Origin of the sequence: Nocardia cyriacigeorgica GUH-2 (genome assembly GCF_000284035.1) — a bacterium.
Lineage (GTDB): Bacteria > Actinomycetota > Actinomycetes > Mycobacteriales > Mycobacteriaceae > Nocardia > Nocardia cyriacigeorgica_B.
The window spans coordinates 5,795,384-5,808,015 of sequence record NC_016887.1 but is presented as its reverse complement, the minus strand read 5'-3'; the positions used below and the strand labels follow the sequence as shown (position 1 = coordinate 5,808,015).

Annotated in this window: 14 protein-coding genes; 7 read left to right on the top strand and 7 right to left on the bottom strand. The window is 68.4% G+C overall.

Going from position 1 to position 12,632, the window contains the following annotated elements; translation table 11 throughout:
- The first annotated feature begins 21 nt into the window (after window positions 1-21).
- Together NOCYR_RS26085 and NOCYR_RS26080 are read left to right on the top strand one after the other, a co-directional pair.
- Window positions 22-2,622, top strand: coding sequence for a helix-turn-helix transcriptional regulator (locus NOCYR_RS26085; RefSeq protein WP_014353413.1), 2,601 nt, complete (start codon window positions 22-24; stop codon window positions 2,620-2,622).
- Window positions 2,623-2,807: 185 nt separating this feature from the next.
- Entirely contained in the window at window positions 2,808-3,737 is a 930-nt protein-coding gene (locus NOCYR_RS26080; protein WP_231855995.1) for a hypothetical protein, read from the top strand.
- Window positions 3,738-4,062: 325 nt separating this feature from the next.
- Here NOCYR_RS26080 and NOCYR_RS26075 read toward each other — a convergent pair whose 3' ends face one another.
- Window positions 4,063-4,626 (bottom strand): methylated-DNA--[protein]-cysteine S-methyltransferase, encoded by a 564-nt coding sequence (locus NOCYR_RS26075; RefSeq protein WP_014353411.1) that lies wholly within the window; start codon window positions 4,624-4,626, stop codon window positions 4,063-4,065.
- A gap of 85 nt (window positions 4,627-4,711) precedes the next feature.
- Window positions 4,712-4,966, bottom strand: coding sequence for a hypothetical protein (locus NOCYR_RS26070; protein ID WP_014353410.1), 255 nt, complete (start codon window positions 4,964-4,966; stop codon window positions 4,712-4,714).
- A 61-nt stretch (window positions 4,967-5,027) separates the two neighbouring features.
- Between NOCYR_RS26070 and NOCYR_RS26065 the strand changes: the two genes are divergently transcribed.
- Window positions 5,028-6,515, top strand: coding sequence for a PLP-dependent aminotransferase family protein (locus NOCYR_RS26065; RefSeq protein ID WP_048833735.1), 1,488 nt, complete (start codon window positions 5,028-5,030; stop codon window positions 6,513-6,515).
- Between the two features lie 203 nt (window positions 6,516-6,718).
- Here NOCYR_RS26065 and NOCYR_RS26060 read toward each other — a convergent pair whose 3' ends face one another.
- On the bottom strand, window positions 6,719-7,813 hold the full coding sequence (locus NOCYR_RS26060) for a CaiB/BaiF CoA transferase family protein (protein WP_014353408.1): 1,095 nt from the start codon (window positions 7,811-7,813) through the stop codon (window positions 6,719-6,721).
- A gap of 282 nt (window positions 7,814-8,095) precedes the next feature.
- On the opposite strand from NOCYR_RS26060, the gene NOCYR_RS26055 reads away from it, so the two are divergent.
- Window positions 8,096-8,578 carry a DUF456 domain-containing protein gene (locus tag NOCYR_RS26055; protein WP_014353407.1) on the top strand — a complete coding sequence of 161 codons (483 nt, stop codon included), beginning with the start codon at window positions 8,096-8,098 and terminating at the stop codon, window positions 8,576-8,578.
- 16 nt (window positions 8,579-8,594) lie between these two features.
- On the opposite strand, the gene NOCYR_RS26050 is transcribed toward NOCYR_RS26055, so the two are convergent.
- Genes NOCYR_RS26050 through NOCYR_RS26040 form a run of 3 tightly spaced genes read right to left on the bottom strand, consistent with a single transcriptional unit; the run spans window position 8,595 to window position 10,074 of the window.
- Window positions 8,595-8,816, bottom strand: a complete 222-nt coding sequence (locus NOCYR_RS26050) for a hypothetical protein (protein ID WP_014353406.1) — start codon at window positions 8,814-8,816, stop codon at window positions 8,595-8,597.
- Window positions 8,817-8,818: 2 nt separating this feature from the next.
- Complete coding sequence (locus tag NOCYR_RS26045; RefSeq protein WP_014353405.1) at window positions 8,819-9,205, bottom strand: DUF397 domain-containing protein; 387 nt, start codon at window positions 9,203-9,205, stop codon at window positions 8,819-8,821.
- Between the two features lie 5 nt (window positions 9,206-9,210).
- Window positions 9,211-10,074 (bottom strand): DUF5753 domain-containing protein, encoded by an 864-nt coding sequence (locus NOCYR_RS26040; RefSeq protein ID WP_014353404.1) that lies wholly within the window; start codon window positions 10,072-10,074, stop codon window positions 9,211-9,213.
- 542 nt (window positions 10,075-10,616) lie between these two features.
- Between NOCYR_RS26040 and NOCYR_RS29515 the strand changes: the two genes are divergently transcribed.
- Both NOCYR_RS29515 and NOCYR_RS26030 read left to right on the top strand, forming a co-directional pair.
- Window positions 10,617-10,817, top strand: a complete 201-nt coding sequence (locus NOCYR_RS29515) for a hypothetical protein (protein ID WP_148280764.1) — start codon at window positions 10,617-10,619, stop codon at window positions 10,815-10,817.
- Complete coding sequence (locus tag NOCYR_RS26030) at window positions 10,814-11,356, top strand: hypothetical protein (RefSeq protein ID WP_048833732.1); 543 nt, start codon at window positions 10,814-10,816, stop codon at window positions 11,354-11,356. The genes NOCYR_RS29515 and NOCYR_RS26030 overlap by 4 nt, the downstream gene beginning before the upstream one ends.
- Before the next feature lies 1 nt (window position 11,357).
- On the opposite strand, the gene NOCYR_RS26025 is transcribed toward NOCYR_RS26030, so the two are convergent.
- Window positions 11,358-11,921 (bottom strand): TIGR03086 family metal-binding protein, encoded by a 564-nt coding sequence (locus NOCYR_RS26025; RefSeq protein ID WP_014353402.1) that lies wholly within the window; start codon window positions 11,919-11,921, stop codon window positions 11,358-11,360.
- A gap of 69 nt (window positions 11,922-11,990) precedes the next feature.
- Here NOCYR_RS26025 and NOCYR_RS26020 point away from each other — a divergent pair, with 69 nt between their 5' ends.
- Window positions 11,991-12,596 carry a TetR/AcrR family transcriptional regulator gene (locus NOCYR_RS26020; protein WP_048833731.1) on the top strand — a complete coding sequence of 202 codons (606 nt, stop codon included), beginning with the start codon at window positions 11,991-11,993 and terminating at the stop codon, window positions 12,594-12,596.
- Window positions 12,597-12,632: the final 36 nt, after the last annotated feature.

The following is a 12,632-nucleotide window of genomic DNA, read 5'->3' as shown; positions in this document are numbered from 1 at the left end:
CGTTGCCTCTAAAGTAGGTGAATGGCTCGGAACTGGCCGATGATCGAACGCGCGACCGAATTCGAGGCGATTCGCTCCGCGCTCACCGGCGACGGCCCGGTCGGTGCCGTACTCACCGGGGATGCCGGCGTCGGCAAGACCACCCTCGCCAGACAGGCCACCGCGGCGGTCGGCGGGAATGTGCGCTGGGTCGCGGGTACCGAGTCGGCGCGCAGCATTCCGCTCGGCGTATTCGCCCATATGGTCGGGGTATACACCGCCCACGATCCGGTGACGTTCATGTCGGCGGCGCGCGAGGCGCTGCTGGCCGATGGACCGATCATCATCGGCGTCGACGACGCCCATCTGCTCGACCAGTTGTCGGCGACTCTGTTGTTGCAGTTGGCGATCGACCGCGCCGCCCGCATCGTCGCCACCGTCCGCAGCGGCGTCCAGGTGCCCGACGCGGTCACCTCGCTGTGGAAAGACGGGCATCTGCTGCGCATCGATCTGAATCCGTTCAGCCAGCGGCAGAGTGTGGATCTGGTGGAGTCGATGCTGGGCGGCCAGCTCGAGGGCTTCACCGCCAACCTGATGTGGGAATCCTCCGGCGGCAATGCGCTGTTCCTGCGGCATCTGGTCGAGGGTGCGCTGGAGGCGGGCTCGCTGCGGCAGGTCAACGGGGTCTGGCAGCTGCGCGGCCGGGCCGCGGTGACCTCGGAACTGGCTGCGCTGCTGGAGGATCGGGTCGAACAGCTGCCCGAGCCGGTGCTGCGGGTGCTGGAGCTGCTCACTTTCTGCGAGCCCATCGACCTGGAGGTGATGGCCGAGCTCGCCGGCGAGGAGGCGGTGGAGGCGGCCGAGAACCGCGGCGTCATCCGGGTGGTGGAGAACTCGCACGAACTGGTCGTGCGATACAACCATCCGCTGTTCGGCGAAGTCATCCGGCGTAGGCTGGGCATCGCGTCGGCGCGACGGCTGCGCGGCCGGTTGTATTCGGCATTGAGTGAGCGCCGGATCAACTCCGCCGCCGACCGGATCCGCCTGGCCGAACTGGCCCTCGACAGCGATAAATCCGCCGATCTGGAACTGTTCGAAGCCGCCGCCGCCGATGCCATCGGGTTGGCGAATCTGCCGCTGGGCGAACGGTTCGCGCGCGCGGCGGTGGAGCGTCGCGGCGGGGTGGAGTCGGCGGATCTGCTGGCCCGGGCGCTGCTGTGGCAGGGCCATCGCATCGAGGCCGAACGCACCCTGGCCAGCTTCGACCCGGACCAGCTCAACGAGGTGCAGCTGGCGCGCTGGGGCAGCACCCGGGTATCGAATCTGCTGTGGGCCATGGGCGATGCCGACCGCGCCGACGAAGTGCTCGCGCTGGTGCGGTCGAAGGTGCGCCATCCGAAGATCGCTTCGATCCTCACCGGACTGGCCTCGGCCTGCGCGGTGAACGAGAACCGCCTCGACGACGCGTTCGACGACGCCGAATCGGTGATGAATACCGAGGACGCCCCGCCGTGGGCGGTGTGGTGGGCCTCCTTCGGCGGCGGGCTGGCGCTGGCGCTGATGGGCCGCGGCGAGGCCGCCCGGCAGTACGCCCAGCGTGGACACGAGGTGGAATCCCATATCGACGGGCTGAACCGTTTCATGTCCACGCACGCCGAGGTGCTCGCGCTCACCTTCACCGGCGATATGGAAGCCGCGCGCCGCTGCGCCACCGCATATTTCGGCTATTCGGCGCCCGGGCAGTACCTGGCCTGGGGAATGTCGAAGATCTTGCAGGGCACCGTCGACGTGGCGCAGGGCCGGTTCCCGGACGGTATCGAGCATCTGGAACAGGCGCTGGCCGCGTTGAGCACCGAAGGCGCTGCGGCCTGGATGTTTCCGGCCCGGCTGCGGCTGGCCGAGGCGTATTCGGCGCTCGGCCGGGCCGGTGACGCGGCCGAGGCCATCGCCGGGGCCACCGAACGCGGCGGCAGGCACAGCGCCGTTTACGAACCGCAGCTCGAGATCGCCAAGGCCTGGCTGGCCGGCGCCGAAGGCACGATCACGCCCGCCATTCGCATCGCGATGAACGCCGCCGACGCCGCCGCCCGCTCCCATCAGCACGCGATCGAGGCGATGGCGCTGCATACCGCGGCCCGCTTCGGTGAGCATTCGGTGGCGGGCCGGCTCGCCGATCTCGCGGCCAAGGTCGACGGTGTGCTGGTGCAGGTACAGGCCCGCCACGCCGTCGCCCTCGCCGCCCACGACGGACCCGGACTCGACGCCGCCGCAACGGAATTCGAGCGCATCGGCGCGCTGCTGTCGGCCGCCGACGCCGCCGCGCAAGCCGCCTCGGCGCACGAACGCGCGGGCGATCGCCGTCGGTTGCTGGAATCGGCGGCCACCGCCAATCGGCTCGCCGCAGCCTGCGGCGGGGCGAGCACGCCCGCGCTGAGACAAGCGGCGCAACCACTTCCGCTGACCGCGCGCGAACGCGAGATCGCGAATCTGGTGGCGGCCGGGCTGTCGAATCGCCAAATCGCCGACCGGCTCACGGTTTCGGTCCGCACGGTGGAGGGGCACCTGTACCGGGCCTGCATCAAGATGGATGTGACGGACCGGGAGTCGCTGGCGGCGCTGCTGCGCGGTGAGACGCCGCCCTGATTCGCCGATGCCGGCAAACAATGGGCCGGTGATGCGCATCGAGTATCGATGCTGATAAGAGGGCTGACGCGGGCGGAGTCGACACGCCAATCGATTTGACAGCTTCCCGATGGCTACGGATATCGTGCCTGCGATCGCGCCGAACGGCGGGGGAAATCGCACGAGTTTCGATGGTGGTGTTCGGCGTGGGTCGTCGGTACGAAGAAGTGAAGAATTCGGCCGCCAGGCGGGCGCTGCGACCGATGATCGGGGCGCTGCCGCTGGCGCTGGCGGTCGCCGCCTCGGGGACCGCGCTCGCGGATCCGCAGCCGAGCCAGCCCGGAGTCGTCACTCCCGGGCCTGCCCCCGCCACTCCGGCGCCGCGTCAGCCCGGCGTCGTCGACCCTGGTTCGCGCGGTTCCGACCGGCTCGCGCCCGAGATCGACGTCGAGCCGGAGCTGCGCTCGCTCCAGCCGGCCCCGCCGCAGACCCGCCCGATTCCGGACCGGTCCGAGCCCGCGCCGCCCATCCAGCCGCAGCAACTGCACGCACCGCAGCCCGTCGAGCCGGTCGCGCCCATCGCGCCGCCGCCCCGGACGCTGCGCATCGGCGACTTCACCAGCCCCGTCCCGGACGAAGTGCCCAACGATGTGCTCGACGGCGTCAACGGCACCGCCGCCCAGGCCGAAGCCGCCATCGCCACCGGTGGACGGTCCATCGGCATCAACCCGAGCCGCTCCGACAAGATCGCGGCCGCCACCGCGGCGGGAGCCGTCGGCGGCGCCGTGGCCGGTGCGGCGATCGCGGGTGTGCCCGCTGCGGTCGTCGGCGGGCTCGGTGGTGCCGCGATCGGTGCCGGTGCCGGATTCGTCGTCGGCGTGGCGGGCACGGCCGCCGCGGGCGCGATCATCGCCGCCGCCAGCGCCGTCCCGACCGCCGGTGCCGCCGCCCTGCCCGCGCTGGGCGCCGCCTTCGTCGCGGCCTGGCCGGTTGCCGCCGCGACCACGGGCGCCGGTGCTGCCATCGGCGCCGGAGTCGGCGCGGCCGCACTCGGCATCCCGGCTGCCGTCGCGGGTGGTGCGGTCGGTGGAGTGCTCGGCGGTATGGGCGGCGCCAGCGCGGGCGCCACGCTCTAGGGCTCTCCCACGTCGTGATCGACGGCAACGGCGGCCAGATCGGTCGTGGCCGGAGCAGTCTGGGTCGAGAGGTGGTCCGCTCGTGCCGAATTGCCGTCGGCGGATCCCGGGGCTACGCGAGATATGAGGTTTCCCCGGGCGCCGTATGTTCACTTGGTCGCGCCGACAGCGAGCGGGCGGCGGGTGCTCGGTGGCATGGGCGGGGCCGGCGCGGGGCGCCACACGATAGATCCGACAGTCGCGCCGCTGCGGCTCGCCGGCACCCCTCCCACGCCGTTGATCGGCGGCAATGGCGGCCAGGTCGGTGATAGGGCCCGATCCCCATTCAGAACAGCGTCGGTTCCCCGATGCCCGGCGTCCGTTCGATCTGGAGTAGCCGCTGCTTGGTGCCGATCCCGCCCGGCGCGGAGAAGCCGTGCAGGCCGTAATCGGCGGCGAGGACCCGGTGGCACGGGATGATCAGCGGGATGGGGTTGCGGCCGAGGGCTTGGCCGACCGCTTGGGCCGCGCCCGCCGCGCCGACGCGTTCGGCGACCTCGCCGTAGCTGAGGGTGTGGCCGGGGTCGATGTCGCGCGTCGTCTCGTAGACCGCCTTGTGGAATTGCGGGATGGTGCTGGTGTCCAGCGGGATCCAGCGCAGATCGTCGAGCTGCCCGTCGAGATGGGCTCGGATACCCGCGATGGCTTCGGCGATGACGGCGGTCGGCTCGGCTTCGACGACGGCACCGAACTCCGGGCTCGCACGCAGGATTCGGGCGCGAGTAGCCTCCGGACTCGCCTCGGGTAGCTGGAACCGCACGACCGCGTCCGCGCGCCATGCGATGGCACAGGTACCGATCGCGGTGTCGAACAGTGCCGCCTGAACCGGCGAGCCGACTGCTGCGTTCATGGCCGCCAGTCTGCCCGGTACCACCGACAAGTAAGAATCGAGCAGTCCAGTTGCCAGAACTGGACTGCTCGATCGGTAGCTCTCATCACGCCGACGACTCCCGCCGCCGCTCCGGAGACTCGCCGCGGCGTGGATCGTCCGGCTCCTCCCGCCGGGCGTAGACAGCGGCGATATCCCGGAACAATCGCTGCTCGTCATAGTGCGAGACCGGGAGATTGCCGAGCGGATCGCGCGGCCGCAGCCGGTCCACCTCCCAGCCCTCCTCGGTGTGACGCGGCGCGTAGTAGTAGCCGAGCAGGCTGAACGTGACGATGACGAAGAGCGTGACGAGCAGGGTCATTCGCCCAGCGTGCGCCAACTGGCCTTGCCGATAAAGAGCCACTACCGCAATACTGGACTGTATGACGACACGTGTGATCGGTGCGGCGGGCCTGGCTCGCGACCTCGGCAGCTGGCGCGACCCCGAACCCGACGGGTCGTCCCGCAAACCCGCGCGCCCCGCTTACCTGGCGCTGGCCGAGGGCATCCGGTTACTCATCCACGACGGGCGCGCCCCGCTGGGCATCGCCCTGCCCAGCGAACGCGATCTCGCCGCCACGCTCGGCGTCAGCCGCACCACCATCACGTCCACCTATGCGCTGCTGCGCGAGCACGGCTACCTGATCACCCGGCAGGGCTCGCGCAGTACCGTCGCGCTGCCGCCGAGCATCCAGCACGACGGCAGCCGCCCGGCCAAGGGCATCCTGGCCATGATGGCCGCCTCCGACCAGCCCACCGTCGACCTCACCTACGCCGCCATGACCGCGCCGCCGGAGATGGAGCAGGCGTATGCCACTGCGCTACAAGGTATTCCGTCTTACCTGGCCACCCACGGTATGGACCCGGTCGGTGTGCTCGCGTTGCGCGAGGCCGTGGCCCGCCGCTACACCGAGCGTGGGCTGCCCACCGACCCGGACCAGATCCTGATCACCCTCGGCGCCCAGCACGGTCTGCGGTTGCTGCTCAACGTGCTCGCCCCGCCGGCCGCGCGGGTGCTGATCGATCACCCCACCTACCCCAATGCCATCGAAGCCATCCGTGACGTCGGCGCCCGCCCGGTGCCGGTGCCGTTGCGCCCGGAATCGGGCTGGGATCTCGACGGAATCCGAAGCGCCGCCCGGCAGACCGCCGCCACCCTCGCCTATCTGGTGCCCGACTTCAACAACCCCACCGGCCTGCTCATGCCCGCCGAAGACCGCGCCGAACTGGCCGCCATCGCCCGCGAGACCCGGATGTCGATCATCATCGACGAATCCATGGCCGACCTCGCCCTCACCGACGCCACCCCGCCCCCGCCCACCGCGGCCTTCGCCCGCGGCACCGAGATCATCACCATCGGCTCGGCCTCGAAATCGTTCTGGGGTGGCCTGCGCGTCGGCTGGATCCGCGCCGGACAGTCGCTGATCACCCGCCTGCTGGGCATCCGCGCCACCGTCGACCTCGGCACCCCGGTGATGGACCAGCTCGCCACCACCTACCTGCTCGAACACGCCGACACCATCCTGGCCCAGCGCCGCACCCAACTCCGCGACCAGCGCGCCGCCCTGCTCGACGCCCTCGCCACCCACCTTCCCGACTGGCAGGTCGCCCCGGGCGCCGGCGGCATGTCCCTGTGGGCCCAACTGCCCGCCCCCGTCTCCACCGCCCTGGCCGCCACCGCTCCGAACCACGGCGTCCTGCTCGCCGCAGGCCCCCGCTTCGGCGTCCAAGGCGCTTTCGAACGTTTCCTCCGCCTCCCCTTCACCCACCCCGAAGCCGACCTCCGCCGCGCCACCGAATCCATCGCCCGCGCCTACGAAACCTTGAGTCCGCGTGCAGCGGAACCACTTCAGCCGTTGACGTGCTACTGACGGACGCGTCGCCGGGCGCGAGGTTCAGGCTGCACACCGTCGAGGAGGCGGGAACCCGGGCCGGCGAAGGCGCGCTGGTCACGTCGTCGGCGCTCGGCGTCACCCACGCCATACCGAAGCTTGATGCCGGACCGGATCGGTCGCGGTCATGAAAATGCCGAACGGCCGGGCCCCGAGGAGCCCGGCCGTCCGGCGATGCTGGTTCAGTCCGCCCAGACCGATTCGATCGGGGTGGCCACCGTCGGCGGCGGGGTGGGGGTGGGGTTGGGGGTGCGGGAGAAGCGCGGCGCGGGGGCGTGCTGGGTGATGTTCTCCAGGTCGACCAAGGCTTCGCGGGCCTTGATGTGGTCGTTCTCGGCGGCCTCGGAGAAGGTCAGCACGGGGGTGACGCAGGCGTCGGTGCCGATGAAGATCTCGGTCCACTCATCGCGGGTCTTGGTGCGGAAGCGTTCGGCGAACAGCTCCTTCAGCGTGTCCTGGCCCGCCGGGTCGATCTGATAGGGCAGGCCCTCGGGGTCGATGCCGAGACCGGCCAGCAGCTGCGCGTAGAACTGCGGCTCGATGGCGCCGACGGCCATGTACTTGCCGTCGGCGGTTTCGTAGGTGTCGTAGAACGACATGCCGGTGTCGAGCAGGTTCACCCCGCGCTCCTCCGACCAGGCGCCGGAACCGCGCATACCCCAGATCATGTGCGAAAGGGCAAGGGCGCCATCGACCATCGCGGCATCGATGACCTGCCCCTTACCGGAGGTCTGCCGTTCCACCAGCGCAGCCAGGATGCCGAACACCAGGAACATCGAACCGCCGCCGAAATCGCCGACCATGTTCAGCGGCGGCACCGGGCGCTCGCCCTTGCGGCCGATGGCGTGCAGGACGCCGGTGAGGCTGATGTAGTTGATGTCGTGACCCGCGCGGTCGGCCATCGGTCCGAACTGACCCCAGCCGGTCATCCGGCCGTACACCAGCCGCGGATTGCGGGCCAGCACCTCGTCGGGGCCGAGGCCCATGCGTTCGGTGACGCCCGGGCGGAAGCCTTCGATCAGCACGTCGGCCTTGTCGAGCAGACCGAGCACCTTCTCGACATCGGCCGGGTCCTTGAGATTGGCCTCCACAATGGTGCGGCCGCGCAGCTGCGGGCGGTCGAATCCACCGGGCAGTTGACCCGCCCGCTGCACGCGCACCACGTCGGCGCCGAGATCGGCCAGCAGCAATGCGGCGTGCGGACCTGGGCCGATGCCGGCCAGTTCGATAACCCGGATGCCCGCGAGCGGGCCCTGCGTGGTGGATGGAGTGCTCACGCCCTACCTCGGTTCGTCGTCGAATCCTGCGCACCGGGGGCCGGTGCTCGTCGCCGGGAGCGGCCCGGAGACTGTATTGACAGTACGACAATAGCCCGGACCATTGTGACCCGTACCTCCACGCTGCACGACCTCGCTCGATAGGACAGAATTCGGGTAGAAGGGTCGCCCGGTGAGCGGGGAGTGTCTGCCGTCCGGGCATCCCGTTCGCACGGCGCGAGCGCATCAGGGTCTGCGGAGATCGGTCGAAGGCCGCCGCGCCGACAACGGAGGGATTATTCAGTGAGCGTGTGGGGCGAGCTCGTCGTCGGCCTGGTGATCCTGGTCGGCCTACTCGGCATCGTCATCCCCATCCTGCCCGGCGTCATCCTGATCTTCGCCGCCATCGCCGTCTGGGCCTTCCTCACCGGCGGCGCCACCGCCTGGACCGTCTTCGCCATAAGCACTGTCCTGCTGGTGATCTCGGGCATCATCAAATACACCTGGCCCGGCCGGAAACTGAAAGAAGCCGGCGTCCCCAACCGCTCCCTCTACCTCGGCGCCATCCTCGGCATCATCGGCTTCTTCGTCATCCCCGTCGTCGGCCTGTTCGTCGGATTCATCGCCGGCGTGTACATCTCCGAACTCCAACGCGTCCGCGGCCAGCGTTTGGCCTGGCAGTCCACCTGGCATGCGGTGAAGGGGGTCGGCCTGTCCATCCTCGTGGAACTGCTCGGGGCGTTGCTGGCAGCCGGTGTGTGGCTTGCGGCCGCGATCGTCGTCTAGGCCGGATACGGGACGGCTACCGCGCGGCCCTGAGGCCTCGGGGCAGTTGCTTCTCGGCGTCCAGTAACTCCACTTCGAGGAGCTCTCCGTCGTCGGCGAAGCGCAAAGTGGCGATCAACTTTTCGTTGTCGGTTACCGGCACGGTCCAGCGCGGTCGGTCGCATTGGGCGAATTCGATCGACGCGGTGTTGGACTCCTCGTCCCACGAGACGAGCACACCGGAATCAATGCGGGACATGTTCAGGCGGCTTCGAGGAGCGAGAATTCGCCGCCTTCGATACCGGAAACGAATGCGTCCCATTCGCTGGTCGTGTAGGTGAGTGTGGTGTTGTCGGGAGCGCGGAGAGTTATGCCGTTGTCGCGCGTGGGTTCGATGGCGACAACGTCGGCGATGCTCGCGGGGCCGCGTTGTACGGCGGCATCGAGAAAGGCGGCCCAATGCACAGCAGGGAGAGCGATGGTGGGCTGCATGGCGGGAGCGCTGACGTATTCGCTGGTCTGCTTGCTGTCCCGAAGAAGCACCCATTCGCCATCGAACTTCACTTCGACACACGCGGGGCCGTCGTTGGAGTGCGACGACTTGAAGAAACCGCCGTTCTTGCTGGTGGCGGGTTTTGCTGCACTCATGCCAGTCAGGCTAGCGCATCTGCCATGCGGTCGATGAGGGCCAGCGAATCATCCGGGCTCAACGCCAGGTCGAGCTGCCGCCCGAAGAGAATGCGTAGCTCACGCACTCGCACGCTGTCGTCGATGATCCCGCGCGTCGCAACTGATTCATGCCATGCCAGTGATGGGAGAACTGGGCTTGCGAAATGGATGATGTGGAACGGCGACCCCGACAGAATCGGCCGGACCGCCGCGCTGAACGGCACGATTCTGACCTCGACCGTATCGGTCTGTGCGATAGCGCTGAGGTGCCGCAGTTGGCCGAGCATTACTTCTGGACTGCCGGTCACTTGGTGAAGTGCGGCTTCGTGAATCAGCGCCGTCAGATCCAGCGGGTCGTCGCCGGCCAGTCGTTTCTGCCGATTCAGTCGAGCCTCGATGTAGAGGTCGGCGTCAACAGGGCGGATTCGGGCGAGATCCGACTCCATGATCGCGCGCATGTAGTCCACCGTCTGCAACAGCCCAGGGATGATCAAACCCTCATAACTCTGGACACTCTTGGCGCCGTGCTCCAGTCCGAACAGGCGGAGAGTCTCGGCATCGAACAGCGCGGAGAAGTCCATCCACCAGCCCCGTGCGCGTGCATCGGAGCGGAGTGACTCGAGTAGGCGCCGCTCCTCGTTGTCGGCCGCGGCTATACCGAGCAGCTTCAACAGCGCGTGGAAGTTCTCGTCGGTCAGCGCGCGCCGATCACTCATCAGCTGGTGCCAATAGTTGGTCGTGATGTTGAGCGCCTTGGCAGCGGTCTTCACATCGATTTGCTGCTCGGCCTTCCACTGGTTTATCCGAAGCAGCAACTCCCAGCGTGCAACCGTGGGCGATTTCGGCACGCAGCAGCTCCTTTCATGTTGGCCCGCTGATCGTACCGCGTTGAAGAACAGCCAACAGACAGTTGCGCTGACAAGTTGTCAGAGATAGTGTCAGGTGGCCTCGGTCACCGCTGGTCTATCGCAGGGCCGGGCGGCGAACTGAATGCCAACTCGAGACAACGACCGGACCGTGATGGTCACGACCACAACGGCCCGTCTATCGGAGGGGTGTCGATGATGAAGCTCGTGTCGGGGGACGGGCCGGAGAGCGGCTCGGTGCGATCGGCGTGGTACGTGGGGCAGAACCGGTGGTCGATGTTGTGGCTACCTGGGCGGACTGTGCCGACGGAGTGTGCGGTGGCGGCGATCCGGGCAGCGGAAGTCCTGGATGGGCGCCCGGGGATGGACGATCCGGTGTGGCCGTGCGTGCATTCGGATGTGGGTCTGCTCGGGTACACCGCGCGTGAGTTCGCGGCACTGCTCGGGATCGACTGTCCCGCTCCTGATTCCGTCGTCATGCCCTCGCGACGTTTCGGCCGTCGGTCGGCTAGGAGGTGAAGGCTATGGCTGACGTGCTCATATTCGTCCTGGGAATCGGTGTCGGGGCGATCGTGGTCTGGTTCGGTTCGCTGCTGCTGCGACCTCCTCCTGTGGATACGGGCTGGTCGGTGCGAAGCATCCAGGCGCGGCTCGAGTACGAGCAGGCCGCGCGACGTGCGAATGGACACGCGCCGATTCCATTGCGCGACAGGCGTACGGCATGAACGATGACCAGCCCCTGCCGTCGGCAGATGAAGTGTTGTCGGCGGTTCGGTGCGGGCGGGTGACCGATTCGCCGCTGCTGGCGTGGGCCGCTGAGCTGGCAGGCTTGTACGGGGAGCTCGCCGCGAGCCTGCCGCAGCAGCAGGAGATTCGTGTGCGAATCCGAGCGGTCGTAACCGCAATCGACACCTGGCTCGCCGGTCAGTTGCCCACCAACCGGTGCGGTCCCACGAAGGGGACCGAGTCATTCGGATCCGTGGTATCGCGCCTTGCGGAAGCGCATGTGTTGGCGTGCCGGGAATTGGCACGTCTACCCGCGGCCGATGAACGGGTGCATCGAGCGTGGGTGCAGTTGGCCGAACTTCGGGATGGCTACGATGATTTGTTGCCTCAGGCGCTGTCCAGGCGCGTCGACCTGCCACGGACCTGGTGTGGATCGACGACGCCGGTTCCGCGGAAAGGTCATAGGACGACATCGAACGCCTCGCAGATGATTACGGACGCGCCGGCTGACGAGCGACGTCACGCTGATCAGTGCTGATCTATCGGCTGGGAGCGTGGTGTGGGTCGCGGCCGAGTAGGGCGGCGATATTGTCCATTGCCGGTCGGGTCGGGTTCTCGGTGAGCGAGGGGTGGTAGACGCCGTCCGGGCCGTTGAGTGGGCTGCCTGGGGCGGTGATCGAGCGGGCGATGGGGAGGGCGATTTCGGTGAGGCGGGCGGGGGTTTCGCGGGAGATGCCGAGTGCCCGTGCGATATCCCAGCGGTGCACCAGCATGTCCACGAAGTGGATCGACAGGACTTGTTCGGTGGGCAGCGTGCCGGCGCGGGGGAGGGTGACGCTGCTGCCGGTCTGTTCCATCGCCGTCACCCAGTGTGCGGCGATGACGGCGAAGGCGTCGCGCGGGTCGCCGGTCGGAGCCGGTACGGGTGTGCTGGTCGCGGCGATGACGGCCGCGTGGCGCTCGTTCATGTGCGCGATCAGGTCGGCGACCGTCCAGCCGGTGCATGGGGTGGGCAGGTCGAGTTCGGCGGTGTCGAGGGCGGCGACATCGTGGCCGATCAGCATTACGGCGGTGGCGTCGAGTGACAACAGGTCGGTGGTCATGGGAGATCTCCTGTTTAACGTACGGTCGTTCGCTAACTATAGCGAACGACCGTACGCTATGATTGTGCGATGTCCCCACGACGTTCGGTCGCCGCGGCGCGCCACACCCAGGAGCGGATCGTGCACGCGGCCGTCCACAACGCCTCCGTTGTGGGGTTGGACGGTCTCACGATCGGTTCACTGGCCGAGATTCTCGGCATGAGCAAGGCCGGTGTGGTCGGCCCCTTCGGATCGCGGGAAGAACTTCAACTGGCCGCGCTGGAGGAAGCCGGGCGCATCTTCCGCGCCGCCGTACTCGAACCGTCGGCCGGTTTACCGCCGGGCGCGCGTCGTCTCGCGGTGCTGATCGATGCGTGGATCGATTACCTGGCCGAATGTCCTTTCCCCGGTGGATGTTTCGTCACATCGGCATCGACCGAGCTCGACGGCAGGCCCGGAAGGCTGCGTGACCGCCTCCGTGAGGTCATCACCAACTGGCGCACCTATCTTGCCGCCGAAATCGCCGCGGCCCAAGAGGAAACGGCCGGTCCGCACCGCCCACCCGACGAGCTCGCCACGGTACTCATCGGAATCTCCATGTCGATCAACCAGGAGATCCAGCTCCTCGATGACCCCACCGCACCTGAGCGCGGCCGCGCCGCTATGCGGGCGGTCACGAGGGTTGAAGCCGAGTAGCCTCTCGGCCTCGGCGCCGCAACCGTGCCGCCAGGC

Excerpts from the sequence above, each read along its gene's own strand:
- NOCYR_RS26030 (WP_048833732.1), top strand. The coding sequence starts at position 10,814 with ATGAACGATGACCAGCCCCTGCCGTCGGCAGATGAAGTGTTGTCGGCG.
- NOCYR_RS26070 (WP_014353410.1), bottom strand. The coding sequence starts at position 4,966 with ATGACCCTGCTCGTCACGCTCTTCGTCATCGTCACGTTCAGCCTGCTC.
- NOCYR_RS29515 (WP_148280764.1), top strand. The coding sequence starts at position 10,617 with ATGGCTGACGTGCTCATATTCGTCCTGGGAATCGGTGTCGGGGCGATC.
- NOCYR_RS26025 (WP_014353402.1), bottom strand. The coding sequence starts at position 11,921 with ATGACCACCGACCTGTTGTCACTCGACGCCACCGCCGTAATGCTGATC.
- NOCYR_RS26085 (WP_014353413.1), top strand. The coding sequence starts at position 22 with ATGGCTCGGAACTGGCCGATGATCGAACGCGCGACCGAATTCGAGGCG.
- NOCYR_RS26020 (WP_048833731.1), top strand. The coding sequence starts at position 11,991 with ATGTCCCCACGACGTTCGGTCGCCGCGGCGCGCCACACCCAGGAGCGG.
- NOCYR_RS26050 (WP_014353406.1), bottom strand. The coding sequence starts at position 8,816 with ATGTCCCGCATTGATTCCGGTGTGCTCGTCTCGTGGGACGAGGAGTCC.
- NOCYR_RS26075 (WP_014353411.1), bottom strand. The coding sequence starts at position 4,626 with ATGAACGCAGCAGTCGGCTCGCCGGTTCAGGCGGCACTGTTCGACACC.
- NOCYR_RS26065 (WP_048833735.1), top strand. The coding sequence starts at position 5,028 with ATGACGACACGTGTGATCGGTGCGGCGGGCCTGGCTCGCGACCTCGGC.
- NOCYR_RS26045 (WP_014353405.1), bottom strand. The coding sequence starts at position 9,205 with ATGAGTGCAGCAAAACCCGCCACCAGCAAGAACGGCGGTTTCTTCAAG.